Source organism: Kitasatospora sp. NPDC001225, from assembly GCF_053597855.1.
In genome coordinates, this window is the sequence record NZ_JBSFJC010000006.1 from 1 (window position 1) to 17,831 (window position 17,831).

Sequence of the window (17,831 nt, forward strand, 5' to 3'; positions counted from 1 at the left end):
GACGGCGACTCCGGGGGCGGCGTCTCGCCGTCCCCGTCACCGGGCCCGTCCCCGGTACCGGGGACGGGCGCGTCGGACCCTCCGGTCCGCCCGGGCTCAGCTCGCGCTGGGGGCCGGGTTCGCCGGGGTGGTGGGCGGGGCGGCCGGAGCGGTGGTCGCACCAGCAGCGGCCGGGCTCGTGCCGTCGGTCGCGCCGGGCGCCGGGGTGGTGGCCGGGGCGCTCGGGGTGTCGGTGGCGCCCGGCGCCGGGGTCGTGCCGCCCGGGGCCGGGGTGCCGCTCGCGCCGGCCCCCGCACCGCCGGTGGCGCCGCCGCTCGGGGCGGTGGTCGGGGACGGCTTGCAGCCCTCCTGCTTGGCCATCGCCGCGCCGAGCTCACCGCGCTGGAGCTTGCTCTGCGCCTGGGTGGAGAGCGAGGCCAGCTGCTGCACCTGGTCGGCCACGCTGCGCAGCCCGTCGGCGAACTTGGCCTGGTCGTTGTTGGGCAGCGCGTCCACCTTCTTCTGGACCTCCACGTACCCGTCGGCCGCCTTCTTCAGCTCCTCGACGGTGTCCTTCTGGAGGGCCGCGCCGTCCTGCACCTTGGGCGCCCCGGCCGCGTCGATGGCGGCGGCTATGTCCTGGTTGGTCTTGGCCAGCCGCCCGATGTCCGTGGAGAGCCGCTTCTGGAGGTCGGCCGGGGCCTCGCCGGTCTTCACCTGGCCGGTGTCGGCCAGCGCGGTCTGCGCCTGGGCGATCGGGTCCTTGGCAGCGCCGCAGACGTTCGACGCCCAGGACTCCAGCTGCTTGCTGTTGTTGTCGTCGCCGCCGCAGCCGACGGCGCCGAACGCGAGCAGCACGCCGAGGGCGGGTACGGCCAGCAGTCGCTTGTTCACCGGGAGAAGCCTTTCGGTTCGGTCGTCATCGGTCGTCGAACCTACACGGCCGATGTCCGTCCCCCGATTCGTCCGTCCCCCGATTCCCGGCTCCCCCGCCCTCCAGGGGCCGCCCTCTCGACGCCCCGGCCCGGGTCAGGCCCGCTCGCACTCGTCCCGGCCCGGGTGTTTCGGCGGTGGGGTGCTTCGGCGGTGGGGTGCTTCGGCGGTGGGGTGGTCTGCGCGAGCGGCCAGGGCGGCCGCACGGCGCGGATCCGCGTGGACGTCCTCGTCCGCGACGCGGCGAACCGCCGGGATCAGCGGTGTGTCACCGCATGCCCGGGAACAGGACCCCGGCCGCTCTCGGGCGCGAGGAAGCGCCCGCGAGGCGGCGGGGACGCGAGAAGACGTCGAGGCAGCGCCTCAGACCGCGATGGAGGCGACCGAAACCGGCCAGCTCATCCGGATCAGGCCACCGGCCGCGCCGTTGGTGACCTCCAGGTCCTCGACCAGGCCGGTGATCACGGCGAGGCCCAGGGTGTCCTCGTCCGGCTCGCCGCCCTCGGCGTCGCCGGAGGCCGGGACGGCGGCGGGGCCGGCCTCGTCCTCGACCTCGATGAGGAAACGCTTCTCCTGATCGGTCAGCGCGACCCGGACCGCGCCGCCGATGCCGCCGCGCTGGTGCAGTCCGACCGCGCGGGAGCACGCCTCGCCGACCGCGAGCCGTACCTCGTCGAGCACCGACTCGTCGACCCCGGCCCGTCTGGCGACGGCCGCGGCGACCAGCCTGGCCGTCCGCACGTGCTCGGGAAGCGCGCTGAATCGCAGTTCGACGGTTGCCATCTCTCCCCCTCGGGGTGCTCCGACCGGGGCCGGAGACCCGGCCCCTGCGGGCCGGCGGAACCGGCCCAGGGGCGCCCGGGGGACGCACCGGGCCACACGGACCCGGGCACCCGGACGCGAAGAACGAGCGGGGCCGGCCGCACGGGCCGGCCCGGCCGCGTCAGTCGGTCGCGTTGACCGCGTCGTCCACCGAGGTGTGGATCGGGAAGACCTTGGTCAGGCCGGTGATGCGGAAGATCTTCAGGATGCGCTCCTGGTTGCAGACGAGGCGCAGCGAGCCCTCGTGGGCACGCACTCGCTTCAGACCGCCCACCAGCACACCGAGGCCGGTCGAGTCGAGGAAGTCAACGCCTTCCATGTCGACGACGAGGTGGTACTTGCCGTCGTTGACGAGCTCGACCAGCTGCTCCCGCAGCTTCGGGGCGGTGTACACATCGATCTCGCCGCCAACCTCGACGACCGTACGATCGCCGACTGAACGGGTCGACAGGGACAGGTCCACGGAACCTCCAGCACCTTGCCTTGCTACGTCATGTGCGATCCTCGGCCGGACGGCCGCCACCGCATGGTCGCGAGCCCGGGCGCGCCCAGCCACACGTGGCAAGCCTCGGCGCTGCGACCCACGGCCATACGGCCGTCACGGCCACATTCAACCACCTGCGACCATGCCCGCACGATGGCTTACGACGATTCTCCGTCACGCCGGTGACACACTGGGTCCTCATGCCGCCCCGACACAGCCCGCCCGAGGCACTGCTCACGACCCTGGCCGCCGGCCGGGGGCGGTCCGACCGACTCACCCATACGGAGCACCTTCCCGCCCGACCTGCGCGTTATTCACCATGGCCGGACTCGATCCGTCCGGAGGTCGTGGCCGCGGCTCGTGCCGTCGGGGTCGAACAGCCGTGGGCGCACCAGGCAGAAGCGATGAATCTGGCCAAAAGCGGCCAGACTGTGGTGATCGCCACAGGCACCGCCTCGGGCAAGTCGCTGGGCTACCTGGCCCCGGTGCTCAGCGACCTGCTGGACGGCACCGAGGCCCGCAACGGCCGCGGCGCCACCGCGCTCTACCTGGCCCCGACCAAGGCGCTCGCCGCCGACCAGCGGCGCCGGGCCGCCGAACTCGCCCCGCCGAGGGTGCGCGCCGCCCTCTACGACGGCGACACCCCGCCCGAGGAGCGCGAGTGGGTCCGCCAGTACGTCTCCTACGTGCTCACCAACCCGGACATGCTGCACCGGGGCATCCTGCCCGGCCATGCCCGCTGGTCCTCCTTCCTCAAGGCGCTGCGCTACGTGGTCGTGGACGAGTGCCACAGCTACCGGGGCGTGTTCGGCTCGCACGTCGCCCAGGTGCTGCGGCGGCTGCGCCGCATCTGCGCCCGTTACGGTTCGTCACCCGCCTTCCTGCTGGCCTCCGCCACCACCGCCGACCCGGCCGCGACCGCCCGGCGGCTGACCGGCCTGCCCGCCGTGGCCGTCACCGAGGACGCCTCGCCGCGCGGGCCGATGGTCTTCGGCCTCTGGGAGCCGCCGCTGACCGAGAACGTCGGCGAGCACGGCGCGCCCGTGCGCCGCACCGCGACCGCCGAGGCGGCCCACCTGCTGACCGAGCTGGTCGAACGGGAGACCCGCACCGTCGTCTTCGTCCGCTCCCGGCGCGCCGCCGAGCTCGTCGCGCTCCAGGCCCAGGACCAGCTCGGCCGCCCGCTCGCCGGACGGGTGGCCGCCTACCGCGGCGGTTACCTCGCCGACGAACGCCGGGCCTTGGAACGCGACTTGCACTCCGGCCGACTGCTCGGCCTCGCCTCCACCTCCGCTCTCGAACTCGGCGTCGACATCTCCGGCCTCGACGCCGTCCTGATGGCCGGCTACCCCGGCACCCGGGCCTCGCTCTGGCAGCAGGCGGGCCGCGCGGGGCGGGAGGCCCAGGGCGCGCTGGCCGTCCTGATCGCCCGGGACGACCCGCTGGACACCTACCTGGTGCACCACCCCGAGGCGCTGTTCGCGGCCCCCGTCGAGGCCACCGTGCTCGACCCCGACAACCCGCACGTGCTCGCCCCGCACCTGTGCGCGGCCGCCGCCGAACTCCCGCTCACCGACGCCGACCTGGAGCTGTTCGGGCCGTCCACCGCACCACTGCTGCCGGTCCTGGAGCGGCGCGGCCTGCTGCGCCGGCGCAGTGACGGCTCCTGGTACTGGACCCGTCGCGAGCGCGCGGCCGACGCGGTGGACCTGCGCGGCAGCGGCGGCAGCCCGGTGCAGATCGTCGAGGCCGACACCGGCCGGCTGCTCGGCACGGTGGACGCCGCGGCCGCGCACACCACCGTCCACACCGGCGCCGTCCACCTGCACCAAGGCCGCACCTACCTGGTCCGGGAGTTCGACCTGGAGAACTCCGTCGCCCTGGTCGAACCGGCCGACCCGCCGTACACCACGGCCGCCCGCGACATCACCTCCATCTCCGTCCTCGACACCGACACCACCGTGGACTGGGGCGAGGGCCGGCTCAGCTTCGGCTCGGTGGAGGTGGTCAACCAGGTGGTCGGCTACCTCCGCAAGCGGATCTCCACCGGGGAGATCATGGGCGAGACCAAGCTCGACCTGCCGCCCCGCACACTGCGCACCCGGGCGGTCTGGTGGACCGTCACCGAGGACCAGCTGCTCGACGCGGACATCCCGCCCGACCAGCTGCCCGGCGCCGCCCACGCCGCCGAGCACGCCTCGATCGGGCTGCTGCCGCTGTTCGCCACCTGCGACCGGTGGGACATCGGCGGCGTCTCCGTGCCGCTGCATCCGGACACCGGCCTGCCGACCGTGTTCGTCTACGACGGCCACCCCGGTGGGGCCGGCTTCGCCGAACGCGGCTTCCAGCGGGCGGTCCAGTGGCTGACGGCCACCCGGACGGCGATCGCCTCCTGCGAGTGCGAGCGCGGCTGCCCGTCCTGCGTCCAGTCGCCCAAGTGCGGCAACGGGAACGACCCGCTGGACAAGGCCGCCGCCGTCCGGCTTCTGGACGTCCTGCTGGCCGGGGCACCCGAAGCCACGGAGGCACCGGACGACGGGCCGGACGGGCCGGAGGCAGACGGACCGGAAGCGGTCCCGGGACCGGACGGTGGCGCACCGGCCGGTTCATGAGGCCGCCCCCGCAGCCGCGCTGGGGGCTCCGCCCGGAGCCCCGCCCGGCCCGCCCTCCGGCGCGTCCTCGGGGCCGGTGACCGGGGCCCGTACCGGCCCGGCCCGAGCCCTCGCCCGCGCCGGGCCGACCGGCAGTCGGGCCGGGAGCCCGCGGACCTCCACCTCGGCCACCACCTCGACGGCGTCCGCCGACCGGTCGACCGCACAGGACACCAGCCCGGCGCCCTGGACGGCGGCGATCCCGGCGGCCCGGGCGCAGCCGCCGTCCCGGTCCAGCAGCAGTCGGTCCGCCGCGGCGAGGGCCGCGAGGTCGGCCGCCGACTCGGCCCGGTGCCGAGCGGCCACCACCGAGCCGACCGCGATCGTCCCGGCGAACACCGCCGTGCCCAGCATCGCCAGGGCGAGCAGCCAGACCGTCGCCGAGCCGGCGTCCGGCCCCCGGCCGCCCACCGCGACCGCTCGGGCCGCACGGGCGCGTGCCAGCCGCTCCGCCGCCTCCCGCAGCCCGGTCAGGACGGCCACGGGCCACCACCTGCCTCCGCGCCCGCCACCAGGACGTCCTCCCGCGCCGCCACGGCCGCCGCAGTGAGCCGGACGGCGAGCAGCCCGCCGAGCCTGCCCGGCCCAGCGCACGGCGCCTCCACGTCGACCCGGACCGTGTCGGCCGCCACGGCGACCCGGACCTGTGCGCCCGGCGGGGCCGCCGCGCGGGCGAGCCCGGCGGCGTCCGCCTCCCCGCGAGCGGCCGCCCTGGCGCCGACCCGGGCGGCGTCCACACAGCGGATCTGCGCGGCCGCCGCGAGCACGCCCCAGATCAGCATCGCCGCGAGCAGGAGGAGCGCCGGCAGTGCCACCGCCGTCTCCGCCGTCACGAAGCCCGCATCGCCGCGTCGCCCCGGGCGCAGCGACCACGCCCGGCCCGGGCCCGTCCTCAGGCCCCTGCCGCCCGCCCGGAGCACGGGCGGAGCGACGCCGGGGCGCGTGCCTCGCGAGACGGGGACAGAACCTTCTCCCGACCGCCCGGCCGGGGGCCGCCGACGACCGGAGGCAGCCCCACGGGGCGCGCCCGCCCCCAGGGGTCCACCGGCCGAAGGCGGCCCACCGGCGGGAGTTCGGCAGCCGGCCTCAGGTCGCATGGAGCGCCCGTACCAGCATGTCGGTCAGCGCACCGGTGATGGCGTCGCTGGTCACCACCTTGTACAGCCCGGCCGCGAGGGCGCACGCGCCCAGCGTCCCGACGGCGTACTCGGCCGTGGTCATCCCGGCGTCCGAGCGGCCTCGGAGTCGCGCCACCCGGCGGACCCGGCGGGCTGCCCAGCGCACCCGACGGGCCGACCGGTGGCTCCTCCGCTGCCACTCCTCGGCCAACGGGCGGAGCGGACGCCCGGCACCGGGCCGAATCGCGATCACTGCGGTCATGGAACTCTCCTGTCACTCGACGTACGACGGCTGCTCGTGCGGCCGACGCTCCTTCACATCGCCTCGGCGAAGCGGCTGGTGAGGCCGACGACCACCGGCACCACGCCGGTCAGGACGAAGGCCGGGAGGAAGCAGAGCCCCAGCGGCGCGGTGGCGAGCACCGCGGCCCGGCGGACCCGGGCGTGGGCCGCGCGGGCAGCCGCCGTGCGCTGCCCCTGCGCCAACCCGACCAGCGGGCCGGCGGCGGGGACGCCACCGAGGCTGCTGCGCTCCAGACAGCGGGCCAGCGGCGCCAGCGACGGGTGCTGCTCGCCCAGGCGGTGCCAGCACAGCTCCGGCGGTGCACCCAGGGCCAGTTCGGCCCCGATCGCCGCCAGCCGGGGCCCCAGCGGCGCCCCCACACTTCGACCCACCGCCGACACGGCCTCCGAGGGGAGCGCCGCCGAGCCGAGGCAGGCCGCCAACAGCTCGGCGCCCAGCGGGAGTTGCCTGGTCAGCAGCTCCTCCTCGCGGGCCGCCCTGCGGTCGGCCGGCGAGCGCACCCGGACCGACCAGCGATGGACACCCACCGCGAGCAGCACCCCGACGGCCAGCTCGGGGCCGCCACCGAGCAGCACCGCCGCCGTGATCCCGGCGACGCCCGCCACCAACAGCCGTCGGCGACGCTCAACCACTAAGGCAGCAGCCCTGGTTCGCCTTCCGATCCCCTCTCCACCCCGGGCCCGGACGAGTACCCGTCGGCGTCTCACCCGGCCGCGCACCGACGCCCACCCCGCAGCAACCACGCCTGCCGTGAGGGCGAAAGCCGCCCACTCGATGCCCCGCATCACCTCGCCCCCGCTTCCACTCCGAGCGCCCGTGCGCGCACCCGCGACAGCCCGCGGTTCCGCTCGCCCGGCCGAAGAGCGGGCCCCGCACGACCTGAGGCCGCACACCGCCCACCCCGCCCAGCCGGCGCCTCCAGCGCGCCGTGGGCCGCCGCCCGGACGATGCGTGCCGTCCAGAGCACGCCCAGCCCCTCCAGGACCGCCCCCGCCACGAGGCAGCCCAGCCCAGCCGGGGTGTGCAGCAGAACCTCCAGCGGGTGCGCCCCGAGCGCCGCGCCGAGGAGCAGCCCGACGCCCGGCAGCGCGGCCAGGACGGCGATCGTCGCGCGCGGTCCTGCCAGTTCCCCGGCGATCTCCTCCGCGAGCGCCCGCTCGCCGCGCAGCGCCTCCGCGACCCGGTCCAGCGCATCGGCCGACCCCGATCCGCTGCCCTCGGCCACCTGCCAGCAGGCCGCGACGGCCGCGGCCCCACTGCCGCCCGGAAGTTCGGCCAGCAGGTGCAGCGCGGCGGGTACGTCCCCGCCGTAACGGCCCGCCACCAGTCGGGCCACCGGCTCCTCACCGAGTCTGCGCAGCCCCTCCGGGTCGGCGGCGAGCCGCGCGGTGACCAGGTGCAGCGCCTGCTCCGGCGTCGCACCACCGCGCAACTCCCCTGCCAGGCCCGCGCAGAGCTCCACCACGGCCGCGGCCCGGTGCCGGGCCTCCACCGCCAGGCGTCGCCGCAGCCGCCACCTGCGCAGCGGCAGGACGGCCAGCGCGGCCGCGAGCACCGGCACCGGTGAGGCGGCGGCCTGCCCAGCGGCCAACCCCAGTGGAAGGAGCAGCAGTTCGGGAACCAGGAAGCCCGGCAGCAGCCCCCTGGCCCAGGACCGCACCTCGATCTCCGGGCCGGGCCCCCGCACCGGAGGCCCGCTGCCCGCCAGCACCAGCCTGGAGCGCTGCCCGCCCGGCAACTGCTCCTGCACCGCACGCCACGCGGCGACGGCCACCAGGAACAACGCCAGCGCCCAGTAGAACGCGAGCTGACTCTGCGTCACTTAACCCACCTCCGTTGACCTCGGTCTTTCCGGCCCGCGCCGCCGAGCAGCACCAGAGCTCCCACGGCGCACCCGCCCACCAACAGGGCGAAGGCGACTTCCACCACCCGCACGTCCGCGCCCACCGGCCCGGTCACCGTCACCGCGATCACGGGCGCCCCCGCCCGAGCGACACCCCGCGCGCCGCCAGCAGCCCGACCAGCCGCTCCCACCCCGCACCGGGGCTCAGGCCACCGGACGCCGGGAAGGCCACCGCGGGTGTGGTCACGGCCGACCCGGCACCGGCCCCGGCCAGCGTGTGGATCTCCGCCACCCGGCGCCGTCCCGAGCCCGGATCGCGGACCAGGTGCACCACCACGTCGAGCGCGGCCCGCAGTTGGCCGTGCAGCGCCGTCCGGTCGAGGCCCGCGAGCGCGCCCAGGGCCTCCAGCCGGACCGGCACGTCCGCCGCCGTGTTGGCGTGGACCGTGCCGCAGCCGCCTTCGTGCCCCGTGTTCAGCGCGGCCAGCAGGTCCGACACCTCGGGCCCGCGGACCTCGCCGATCACCAACCGGTCCGGACGCATCCGCAGCGCCTGGCGGACGAGGTCCCGCAGGGTGAACTCGCCCAGCCCCTCCTGATTTGGCGGCCGGCTCTGCAACCGGACCACGTGCGGGTGGGCCGGTTGCAGCTCGGCGGAGTCCTCGGCGAGCACGATCCGCTCGTCCGGCCCGACCAGACCGAGCAGGGCCGACAGGAGCGTGGTCTTCCCCGAGCCCGTCCCGCCGGAGACGAGCAGCGACAGCCGGGCCCGCACGATGCCCGCGAGCAGCTCCGCACCCTCCGGTGGCAGCGACCCGCCCGCCACCAGCTCGTCGAGCGTGAAGGGCCGGGGGCGGCAGACCCGCAGCGAGATGTGCGTGCAGCCGGCCGCGATCGGCGGCAGTACGGCGTGCAGCCGGGTCCCGTCCGGCAGCCGGGCGTCCACCCACGGGCGGGCGTCGTCCAGCCGCCGGCCGGCCGCCGTGGCCAGCCGGTGGGCCAGCCGCCGCACCGCCTCGGCGTCGGCGAAACGGACTCCGGTGGTTCGCTGCAGGCCGCCGCCACGGTCGACCCACACCTCGTCCGGACCGTTCACCAGGACGTCCGTGACGTCGGGCGCCGCCAGCAGCCGGTCCAGCGGGCCCGCACCCACCAGTTCGGCGCGCAGCGAGCGCACGGTGTCCAGGACCTCGTCCCCGCCGAGCGGCGGGCGGGTGGCCCGCAGCGCGGCCGCGACCGAGCCTGCCGTCGGGGCGGCCCCCGACTCGGCCAGCCGCAGCCGGACCGCGTCCACCAGGGCCGCCGCCCGCTGCTCGCGGGCCGTACGACCGTACGGACAGGGCCCGTGCCCGGGCTCCGGCGGCCCGCCGGGCGGCGGCACGCTCCGCAGCGGCCGGTGCTCCCGCGCACCGCCGCCCGGACCGGGCGATCCGCTCCGAAGGACCGTTCTGCGCAGACGGACCATCAGTACACACCTCCTCCGGCCACCGGCACCGGCGGCAGCACCTCGGTCAGGAAGCTCGCGCAGAAGCGCGCGAGCGGGCCGCCCTCCCGGCTTCCGGGCGGGACGCCCTTCACGACGTCCTGGGCCAGGCCCGGCTCCGGCTCCAGCTCCCCCGCCAGCGGCAAGCGCAGCCCGCGGACGATCTGCCGGGCCGGGAGCCCGCCGGCCCGCACCGGCCGCACCACGGCCCGGACGTCCCCGAGCCGCATCCGGGCCGCCGCCGCGACCCGGTCGGCGGCGGCCACCGCGCGCAGCTCGGCCGACACCACCAGGAGCGCCAGGTCGGACTGCTCCAGCGCCTGCCCGGCGGCCGCGTCGAGGTGCCGGGGCACGTCGACCACCACCAGCCCGCCGCGCCGTCTGGAGGCGGCCAGCACGCTGCGCATGGCCTCCGGCGGCACCGTCAGGGTGTCGCCGCGGTCCCAGGACAGGCAGGACAGCGCGGAGAGCCGTTTGAGCGCGGGCAGCGCCCGGGCCAGCTCGGCCCCGCTGACCCGCCCGCGGGAGCCGGCCAGATCGGGCCAGCGCAGCCCGCTGACCCGCTCGCCGCCGAGCAGGATGTCGAGGCCCCCGCCCAGCGGATCGCCGTCCAGGAGCATCGTTCGCCGGCCCGCCCGCGCGGCCGTGACCGCCAGCGCGCAGGCCAGGGTCGAGGCCCCGGCCCCGCCGGACCCGCCGAGCACCGCGACGGTGACCGCCGGGCAGCCGACGCCCTCGGCCGCGTCGGCGATCCGGTCGAGCAGCCAGGCCTCGGCGTCGGGCAGGAACAGCACGTGCTCGGCCCCGAGTTGGACGGCTCTGACCCACACCCCGGGGTCGTCCAGGTCCAGCCCGAGCAGCAGCACTCCGCCGCGCCGCCCCAGCCCGGAGCAGCGGACGGCCTGGTCGTCCCCGACCAGGACCAGCGAGGCCCCTTCCCAGAGGTCCCGCGTCGGCGGCGCGCCCCGGACCAGCCTCGGCTCGGTGCCCGCCGCCGCGCAGATCCGCAGCAGGTGCTCGGCCAGGCCCTCGTCCTCGGTGACGACGAGCGGCCCGGCGACCGCGGGGCCCTCGGCGGTGATGTGGTCGGCGATCGGCGTCGACATGGTTGCTCCCCTCCGCGCCGCCGGCCACCGGGGTGGCCGACGGCGCACGTCGGACGGTTCCGGCGGACGGCCGCCCGACAGGCCTCTGAGGGAGGAAGGGGGTGAGGCCCTGCCCGGCGACCGCCGCCGGTCATCATGGTGGGGGGAGATCCGGATTTCGTCATCCGGGTTCCGATTGCCTGTGGATAACTCGTGTGCTGTGGAGGAAAACGTTCACCCGGGCGGGGGGCTATTCGGCGAAGAATTGACGAAAGGGGGTCACCGAGATGAACCGGCGACCCGCCCCGTCCCGTTCAGCCGTTCTCCCGACCTCCGCCCGCCGCCTTCCGGACACCGCTTCCGAACGGCTTCCGAACGGGCTCGCACCACCGATCGGAACCAGCCGTTCGATCCTCGACGGGCATGAGCAAATGGCGACACAGAGTGACGAAAGTCGATCGACGGGCCGGAGTGGCGACACCCCCTGTAAGCCGTCGACACGACGGCGGCGCACCCGCGGCGAGGGGCGTTCAAGCCCTGAAAATGGCCCCGGACGTGCGACGACCCCCGCCGGGGGGGAGAGCGGGGGTCGTCTATCCACAGCCCGGCTCGGGGGGGAGGAGCCGGACCGGGTTAGCACGGTCGCGAACGATCCGTGACTTCCATGGTGTACCCGAGCGGCCAGAAACACAAACCCGCACGCCCGCGAGTACGCCGAATGGCGGGGTCTTTTGCGGCTCCCTCTATCCTCGGTTCCCGTGGACACCACCGAGAACGCCGACGACTACGCCGACGAGTCCCAGGGCGACGCCACCGGACCCGAAGAGCTCCGCCCGCCCGTTCGCCCCCGACCCGGCGGGCTGCGCACCGCGGCCTTCTTCGACCTCGACAAGACCATCATCGCCAAGTCGAGCGCACTGGCCTTCAGCCGCCCCTTCTACCAGGGCGGACTGATCAACCGTCGGGCCGTACTGCGCAGCGCGTACGCCCAGTTCGTCTTCCTGGTCGGCGGCGCGGACCACGACCAGATGGAGAAGATGCGCCAGTACCTCTCCGCGCTCACCCGGGGCTGGAACGTCCAGCAGGTCCGCGAGATCGTCGCCGAGACCCTGCACAACCTGATCGACCCGATCATCTACGACGAGGCGGCCTCGCTGATCGAGCAGCACCACGCGGCCGGCCGGGACGTGGTGATCGTCAGCAGCTCCGGCTCCGAGGTGGTCGAGCCGATCGGCCGGCTGCTCGGCGCGGACCACGTGATCGCCACCCGGCTCCAGGTCGAGGACGGCTGCTACACCGGCGAGATCGAGTACTACGCCTACGCCGAGAACAAGGCCGCCGCCATTCGGGAGTTGGCCGCGACCGAGGGCTACGACCTGGCCGCCTCCTACGCCTACAGCGACTCCTCCACCGACCTGCCGCTGCTGGAGGCGGTCGGCCACCCGTCGGCGGTCAACCCGGACCGCGCGCTGCGGAAGGAGGCGCAGGCCCGGGAGTGGCCGGTGCTGGTCTTCGACAAGCCGGTGGAACTGCGGCGCCGACTGCCCGAGTTCTCGGCCCCGAGCGGCTCGGTGCTGACCGCGGTGGCGGTCGGGACGGCCGTGGTGACCGCCGGGGTGATCTGGTACCTGGCCCGCCGGAGGCGCCCCCTCGCCTGAGGCGGGCGGCCCGGCAGTCCTTGGACAAAACGGTCAATCGGGACAGACTTCTCTTTTCGGGTTCCCCTTTCCCCCGAAACGCGATACAAATGAAGCACGGCCCGCGAGACCCGGTCAGGACCTTAAGAGGTCAAACCGACAACGCAGTTCAGGCCCCACGGACCGCACGTACAGATATCCGGGCACCCACATGCAGCCGACCCGCTGTCGGGCCGCCGGACCAGACGAACGGGCAGGATCCCCGTCTGATCGGCACTTCCGGTGCATGCATGGTCACCCGGTATCTGCACCAGCGGCGGCACCCGGCAGGAGCAGGTGCCGCCGCATCCTCGTCTCCGCGCGCCCCCTCTCGGGGCGCGCGCGCCGTCCCGAGCGGGGCGCTCAGACCATCCCGCGCTGCATCGCCTCGCAGACCGCCGTGCTCTCCCGCACCCCGAGCCGCAGCGCCCGACCGCTGTACGCGATCCAGGCCGCCATCCCCTCGGGGGTTCCCGCCAGGTAGCCGGCCAGGGCTCGGCGGTGGGCGGCGGTGCCCAGCTCGGCCAGGCCGACCTCGGCCGGGCAGATCGACTTCGGGTCGAGCCCCTCGGCGATCAGCACGATCCGCTGGGCGGCCCGCGCGATCACGCCGTTGTGGGCGCCGAACGGCCGCAGCGCGAGCAGTTCGCCGTGCACCACCGAGGCCACGACGAGGGCCGGCGTGCCCACGCCCTGGCCCTCCGCGCGCGCCACCAGCAGCCGGGAGAGCTGGTCGAGCCGGGCCGCGACCTCCTCCGCACCCGGAGCGGGCGGCAGCACGGGCGGCGGCCCGTCGACGGCCTCGACCTCGACGCTCTCCACCGGCTCCAGCTCCTGCGGGAACAGCAGCTCCGCGCCCTCCCCGGCCCGCCGCGGGCGACCGGCGGCCGGATCGCCGTCGCCGACCGCGAGCAGGTGCAGCCGGGCCAGCACCTGGAGCGGCGAGTGCCGCCAGATGCTGAGCAGCTGGCCGGCCTCGGCGGCGATCCGCAGGGCCGCGCCGACCGTCCGGGCCTCGGGGTCCGCGCCGAAGTCGCTGCGGCGGCGGACCTCCTCCAGCGGCCAGTCGGCCCCGGCCAGGGCCGCCGACGCGCGGGCGCCGCGCAGCGCGGACTCGGAGGTGACCTCGGCCGCGCGGCGGCGCATCACCCGGTGGCCGTAGAGCCGGTCGACGGCCTTGCGCACCTCGGCGACCGCGTCGGGCACCCCGGGGAGCTGGGCCAGCGGGGCGAGGGGATCAGTTCCAGTGCTCACCTACCCGAGAGTAATGAACGGGCCGCCCCTCCCGGAACAGCAACCCCGCATCACCCGTTAGAGGCAATCCTCACTTCCCGCCCCCGGCGACACCCAAACCCCGGCTAGCATGGCCACTATCGGAGACGATAACGATTTCCAACTAGGGAGCGCGTCGCGCGGCCCCTGGGCGGACGGCCCGCAGCGAGGGCCCTGAGCGAGAGCCGGAGTCCCCAGATGAAGATCGCCTTCGTCGGCAAGGGCGGCAGCGGGAAGACCACGCTGTCCGCGCTGTTCATCCGCCACCTGGCAGCCCTGGGCCGGCCGGTCGTCGCCGTGGACGCCGACATCAACCAGCACCTGGGCCCCGCGCTGGGCCTGACGGACGATCAGGCCGCAGCCCTGCCCTCACTGGGCGGGCACCTGCCGGAGATCAAGGAGTACCTGCGCGGCAGCAACCCGCTCATCCACTCCTCCGACGAGATGATCAAAACCACGCCGCCCGGCCGCGGTTCGCGACTGCTGCGGATCGTCGAGGAGAACCCGGTCTACGCCGCCTGCGCCCGCCCGATCGCGCTGGACGAGGGCTCGGTCCGGCTGCTGGCGACCGGCGCGTTCACCGAGGAGGACCTCGGGGTGGCCTGCTACCACTCCAAGGTCGGCGCGGTGGAGCTGCTGCTCAACCACCTGCTGGACGGCCCGGGCGAGTACCTGGTGACCGACATGACCGCGGGCTCGGACTCCTTCGCCTCCGGCCTGTTCACCCGCTTCGACCTGACCTTCCTGGTCGCCGAACCGACCCGCAAGGGCGTCTCCGTCTACCGCCAGTACAAGGACTACGCCCGCGACTTCGGCGTGCGGCTGCGGGTGGTCGGCAACAAGGTGCAGGGGCCGGACGACCTGGCCTTCCTGCGCCGCGAGGTCGGCGACGACCTGCTCACCACCTTCCGGCAGTCGGACTGGGTGCGCCGCCTGGAGCAGGGCGCCGAACCGCCGCTGAAGTCCCTGGAGACGGCCGACCGGGCCGTGCTGGAGGAGCTGCGGATCGAGGCCGACGCGGCGTACGGGCGGCGGGACGCGCGCCGCTACACCGAGCAGGCGGTGCTCTTCCACCGCCGCAACGCGGAGAGTTGGGCCAACTCCAAGGTCGGCATCGACCTCGCGACCCAGGTGGACGAGGACTTCGTCCTGGGCGGGTTCGCGGACGGCGACACGCGCACCGCCCCGGCGGGCGCCCGCGCCTGACCCCCACCACCGCCGCCGAACGGGCCGCGACCTCCCCCGCTCCGGGAGGTCGCGGCCCGTTCGCCGCGCCCGGCTCCGGAGCCGACCCCGGCGGACGGGAGCCACGACCGCTGCGACCAGCAGATTCCCGACCGTTAGGCCACCACCCATTGGGGTGAATCAGGGGGTTTTCCGCTTCCCTCCCGGAACCACGCTGTGCAAAGCTTTCATTACCCTCGGTTTACCGAGTCTTGATGGTTCGCCCGGTGGCCCCCGGTGAGACGTCCCGCACCTCGCCCGAAGCCCTGGCGGGCCTGATGGTCAACGCCGGCCGGTGACACCCGCACTCCCCCGCCGCGCCCACGCCATCCCGCCACACCGTCGCGCCCACGACAGCCGATCCGCCCCGGAGCCCCACCCCGGATTCACCGCCGGACCTGACTGCGTTCGCTCCCCCGGACAGACGGGAAGACAATGACCCTCGACATCTCCAGTGCCCCCATCGCCTCCGACACCACCGACCACGCGCCGCCGGGCGCGGGCCCCCGCATCCGGTGGGCCCAGGACCTCTCCGCGTCCCTCGTGGTCTTTCTGATCGCCGTGCCGTTCTCCCTCGGCATCGCGCTCGCCACCGGCGCCCCGCTCACCGCCGGCCTGGCCGCCGCGGCCGTGGGCGGCATCGTGGTCGGGCTGTTCGGCGGCACACCGCTCCAGGTCAGTGGCCCCTCGGCGGCGCTGACGGTGATCACCGCCGGACTGATCGCCCAGTACGGCTGGCGGGCCACCTGCGCCATCACCGTCGCGGCCGGACTGCTCCAACTTCTGCTCGGCGCACGCCGGGTGGCCCGGACCGCGCTCGCCGTCTCGCCCGCGATCGTGCACGGCATGCTGGCGGGGGTCGGGATCACCATCGCCATCGCGCAGTTGCACGTCGTCCTCGGCGGCTCGCCGCAGAGCTCCGCGATCGCCGACATCCTGGCCCTTCCCGGCCAGTTGGCCGGCCCGCACCCACCCGCGCTGCTGGCCGGCGCGGTGACCGTGGCCGTCCTGGTCGGCTGGCCCCGGCTCGGCCGACTGCCCGGCCGAGCGGGCGAGTTCGGCGCCCGGCTGGCCAGGGTCCCCGGCCCACTGGCCGGGGTCGCACTGGCCACCGCCCTCGTGTTCGCCCTGGACCTGCGGCTCGCCCACATCGAGCTGCCCGCCTGGCGGCCGCAGGCACTCCTGCCCGCGCTGCCGCACGGCCCGGTCCTCGGGCTGCTCGCCGCCGTCCTCACCGTCACCGCCGTGGCCAGCGTGGAGTCGCTGCTGTCCGCCGTCGCGACCGACCGGATGTCCCGCCGCACCGGCGACCTCGACCGCGAACTGCGCGGGCAGGGCCTCGCCAACCTGGTGAGCGGACTGGCCGGCGGGCTGCCGGTCGCCGGGGGCGCGGTGCGCAGCACCGCCAACGTGCGGGCCGGCGGCCAGACCAGGTGGGCCTCGGTGCTGCACGGCGTCTGGGTGCTGGCCGCCGCGCTGGCGCTGACCGGCGGACTGCGCCGGATCCCCCTGGCCGCGCTCGCCGCGCTGGTGCTGGTGGTCGGGCTGCAGATGGTGAGCTTCGCGCACATCCGCAAGGTGCACCGGCACCGCGAGTTCCCGGTCTACCTGATCACCGTGCTCGGTGTGGTGGCCGCCGGCGTGCTGTGGGGCGTCGCGATCGGCGCCGGCACCGCCGTCCTGCTCGCCCTCTACCGGCTGACCCGCGCCTACGTGGACGTGGAGACCGGCCCCGGGGGCGCGGTCACCGTCCGGACGCACGGCCCGCTCACCTTCACCACCGTGCCCCGGCTCGGTCGGGCACTGGCCGGCATCCCGGCCGGGGCCGAGGTCACCGTGGTCCACGACGGCTCCTTCCTGGACCACGCCGCGTACGAGACGCTGCACACCTGGCGGGCCGGGCACCAGGAGGCGGGCGGCCTGGTCTCGATGGTGACGCGCCGCCAGGACGACGAGGTGCTCGACCCGGACGGCACCGTGCGTGCGGGCAGTTCACCGGGCCCGCACCGCTGCCGGGCCTGGACGCCCTGGGTCGGCCACCACTGCATCGAGCAGCAGGAGGACCCGCACGGCCGACTGCTGGACGGCGTCCGGGTGTTCCAGCTGCACACCGCCCCGCTGGTCCGGCCGGAACTCGCCCGGCTGGCGCGCGAGGGGCAGACGCCCTCCCAGCTCTTCCTGACCTGCGCGGACTCCCGGATGGTCACCAGCATGATCACCAACAGCGGTCCGGGGGACCTGTTCACCGTGCGGAACGTGGGCAACCTGGTGCCGGCCCCGCACGAACCCGGCGCGGCGGACGACTCGGTGGCCGCCGCGGTGCAGTACGCGGTCGAGGTGCTGGAGGTGCGCTCGATCACGGTCTGCGGCCACTCCGGCTGCGGAGCGATGCAGGCCCTGCTGGACGGCGTGCACGAGCGCCCCGGGCCGCCCACCCCGCTGACCCGCTGGCTGCGCAACGGCCGCGGCTCGCTGGACCGGCTCCGACGGGTCCCGGCGGAGTTCGCCGCCCGGCCCGCGGTGGACGTCGTGGAGCAGCTCTGCATCACCAACGTGGTCCAGCAGCTGGACCAGTTGCTGGCCAACCCGGCGGTGGAGCGCCGGGTCGAGGAGGGCACCCTGCGGCTGGTCGGGATGTACTTCGACTTCGCGACGGCCCAGGCCTACGTCCTCGACCGGGCAGCCGGGACGTTCAGCCCGGTCGAGGCCCGCACCGGGAAGGACGCGAACGGAATCGAACACCACACCGAGGCCCCCATCGGAACCGGCCCCGATGTCCGGCCGAACACAGCATCGGCCGAACGGGTGAGGGAGGATGATCGGGTTCCGGTCGAGGGCGGCGAGGAGGGCCCCCGGCTGGCCGCCTGAGAGCCGGGTCCGTGTCCCCGCCGGGCGGGCCGGGGCACGGGCCCACCCACCCCCGAACGGCCGTCCGGTCCTCCGCGGCGGACCGGACG

General features: G+C 75.3%; 15 protein-coding genes. 4 read left to right on the forward strand and 11 right to left on the reverse strand.

Annotated elements, in window-relative coordinates:
- Window positions 1–96: 96 nt before the first annotated feature.
- From ACWDCZ_RS03095 to bldG, 3 genes are all read right to left on the reverse strand, one after another.
- On the reverse strand, window positions 97–873 hold the full coding sequence (locus tag ACWDCZ_RS03095; protein ID WP_117488505.1) for a hypothetical protein: 777 nt from the start codon (window positions 871–873) through the stop codon (window positions 97–99).
- A 402-nt stretch (window positions 874–1,275) separates the two neighbouring features.
- On the reverse strand, window positions 1,276–1,695 hold the full coding sequence (locus ACWDCZ_RS03100) for an ATP-binding protein (RefSeq protein ID WP_049659131.1): 420 nt from the start codon (window positions 1,693–1,695) through the stop codon (window positions 1,276–1,278).
- A 160-nt stretch (window positions 1,696–1,855) separates the two neighbouring features.
- Complete coding sequence (gene bldG / locus ACWDCZ_RS03105; RefSeq protein ID WP_049659132.1) at window positions 1,856–2,197, reverse strand: anti-sigma factor antagonist BldG; 342 nt, start codon at window positions 2,195–2,197, stop codon at window positions 1,856–1,858.
- Between the two features lie 221 nt (window positions 2,198–2,418).
- Here bldG and ACWDCZ_RS03110 point away from each other — a divergent pair, with 221 nt between their 5' ends.
- Complete coding sequence (locus ACWDCZ_RS03110; protein ID WP_449815075.1) at window positions 2,419–4,830, forward strand: DEAD/DEAH box helicase; 2,412 nt, start codon at window positions 2,419–2,421, stop codon at window positions 4,828–4,830.
- Here ACWDCZ_RS03110 and ACWDCZ_RS03115 read toward each other — a convergent pair.
- From ACWDCZ_RS03115 to ssd, 7 genes are all read right to left on the reverse strand, one after another.
- Window positions 4,825–5,352 carry an Rv3654c family TadE-like protein gene (locus ACWDCZ_RS03115; RefSeq protein WP_449815076.1) on the reverse strand — a complete coding sequence of 176 codons (528 nt, stop codon included), beginning with the start codon at window positions 5,350–5,352 and terminating at the stop codon, window positions 4,825–4,827. The two genes, ACWDCZ_RS03110 and ACWDCZ_RS03115, sit on opposite strands and share 6 nt — an antisense overlap.
- Window positions 5,340–5,765, reverse strand: a complete 426-nt coding sequence (locus ACWDCZ_RS03120) for a TadE family type IV pilus minor pilin (RefSeq protein ID WP_449815118.1) — start codon at window positions 5,763–5,765, stop codon at window positions 5,340–5,342. The genes ACWDCZ_RS03115 and ACWDCZ_RS03120 overlap by 13 nt, the downstream gene beginning before the upstream one ends.
- Before the next feature lie 190 nt (window positions 5,766–5,955).
- Window positions 5,956–6,249: a DUF4244 domain-containing protein gene (locus ACWDCZ_RS03125; RefSeq protein ID WP_079271963.1), complete on the reverse strand. Its 294-nt coding sequence runs from the start codon at window positions 6,247–6,249 to the stop codon at window positions 5,956–5,958.
- A 53-nt stretch (window positions 6,250–6,302) separates the two neighbouring features.
- Window positions 6,303–6,923 carry a type II secretion system F family protein gene (locus ACWDCZ_RS03130; protein ID WP_449815077.1) on the reverse strand — a complete coding sequence of 207 codons (621 nt, stop codon included), beginning with the start codon at window positions 6,921–6,923 and terminating at the stop codon, window positions 6,303–6,305.
- 152 nt (window positions 6,924–7,075) lie between these two features.
- Window positions 7,076–8,113: a type II secretion system F family protein gene (locus ACWDCZ_RS03135; protein WP_449815078.1), complete on the reverse strand. Its 1,038-nt coding sequence runs from the start codon at window positions 8,111–8,113 to the stop codon at window positions 7,076–7,078.
- A 148-nt stretch (window positions 8,114–8,261) separates the two neighbouring features.
- Window positions 8,262–9,599 carry a TadA family conjugal transfer-associated ATPase gene (locus ACWDCZ_RS03140; RefSeq protein WP_449815079.1) on the reverse strand — a complete coding sequence of 446 codons (1,338 nt, stop codon included), beginning with the start codon at window positions 9,597–9,599 and terminating at the stop codon, window positions 8,262–8,264.
- The gene (ssd, locus tag ACWDCZ_RS03145) at window positions 9,599–10,723 is read right to left on the reverse strand and encodes a septum site-determining protein Ssd (RefSeq protein ID WP_074001780.1); all 1,125 of its coding nucleotides are present in this window, start codon (window positions 10,721–10,723) and stop codon (window positions 9,599–9,601) included. Before ssd ends, ACWDCZ_RS03140 begins: the two co-directional genes overlap by 1 nt.
- A gap of 839 nt (window positions 10,724–11,562) precedes the next feature.
- Between ssd and ACWDCZ_RS03150 the strand changes: the two genes are divergently transcribed.
- On the forward strand, window positions 11,563–12,360 hold the full coding sequence (locus tag ACWDCZ_RS03150) for an HAD family hydrolase (RefSeq protein WP_074002134.1): 798 nt from the start codon (window positions 11,563–11,565) through the stop codon (window positions 12,358–12,360).
- A 381-nt stretch (window positions 12,361–12,741) separates the two neighbouring features.
- Here ACWDCZ_RS03150 and ACWDCZ_RS03155 read toward each other — a convergent pair whose 3' ends face one another.
- Complete coding sequence (locus ACWDCZ_RS03155; protein WP_449815080.1) at window positions 12,742–13,632, reverse strand: oxidoreductase; 891 nt, start codon at window positions 13,630–13,632, stop codon at window positions 12,742–12,744.
- A gap of 216 nt (window positions 13,633–13,848) precedes the next feature.
- Here ACWDCZ_RS03155 and ACWDCZ_RS03160 point away from each other — a divergent pair, with 216 nt between their 5' ends.
- Window positions 13,849–14,856, forward strand: a complete 1,008-nt coding sequence (locus ACWDCZ_RS03160) for an ATP-binding protein (RefSeq protein ID WP_380775709.1) — start codon at window positions 13,849–13,851, stop codon at window positions 14,854–14,856.
- 453 nt (window positions 14,857–15,309) lie between these two features.
- Window positions 15,310–17,742: a SulP family inorganic anion transporter gene (locus ACWDCZ_RS03165; protein ID WP_449815081.1), complete on the forward strand. Its 2,433-nt coding sequence runs from the start codon at window positions 15,310–15,312 to the stop codon at window positions 17,740–17,742.
- The last annotated feature ends 89 nt before the right edge of the window (window positions 17,743–17,831 follow it).

Excerpts from the sequence above, each read along its gene's own strand:
- ssd (WP_074001780.1), bottom strand. The coding sequence starts at position 10,723 with ATGTCGACGCCGATCGCCGACCACATCACCGCCGAGGGCCCCGCGGTC.
- ACWDCZ_RS03165 (WP_449815081.1), top strand. The coding sequence starts at position 15,310 with ATGACCCTCGACATCTCCAGTGCCCCCATCGCCTCCGACACCACCGAC.
- ACWDCZ_RS03140 (WP_449815079.1), bottom strand. The coding sequence starts at position 9,599 with ATGGTCCGTCTGCGCAGAACGGTCCTTCGGAGCGGATCGCCCGGTCCG.
- ACWDCZ_RS03160 (WP_380775709.1), top strand. The coding sequence starts at position 13,849 with ATGAAGATCGCCTTCGTCGGCAAGGGCGGCAGCGGGAAGACCACGCTG.
- ACWDCZ_RS03110 (WP_449815075.1), top strand. The coding sequence starts at position 2,419 with ATGCCGCCCCGACACAGCCCGCCCGAGGCACTGCTCACGACCCTGGCC.
- ACWDCZ_RS03125 (WP_079271963.1), bottom strand. The coding sequence starts at position 6,249 with ATGACCGCAGTGATCGCGATTCGGCCCGGTGCCGGGCGTCCGCTCCGC.
- ACWDCZ_RS03100 (WP_049659131.1), bottom strand. The coding sequence starts at position 1,695 with ATGGCAACCGTCGAACTGCGATTCAGCGCGCTTCCCGAGCACGTGCGG.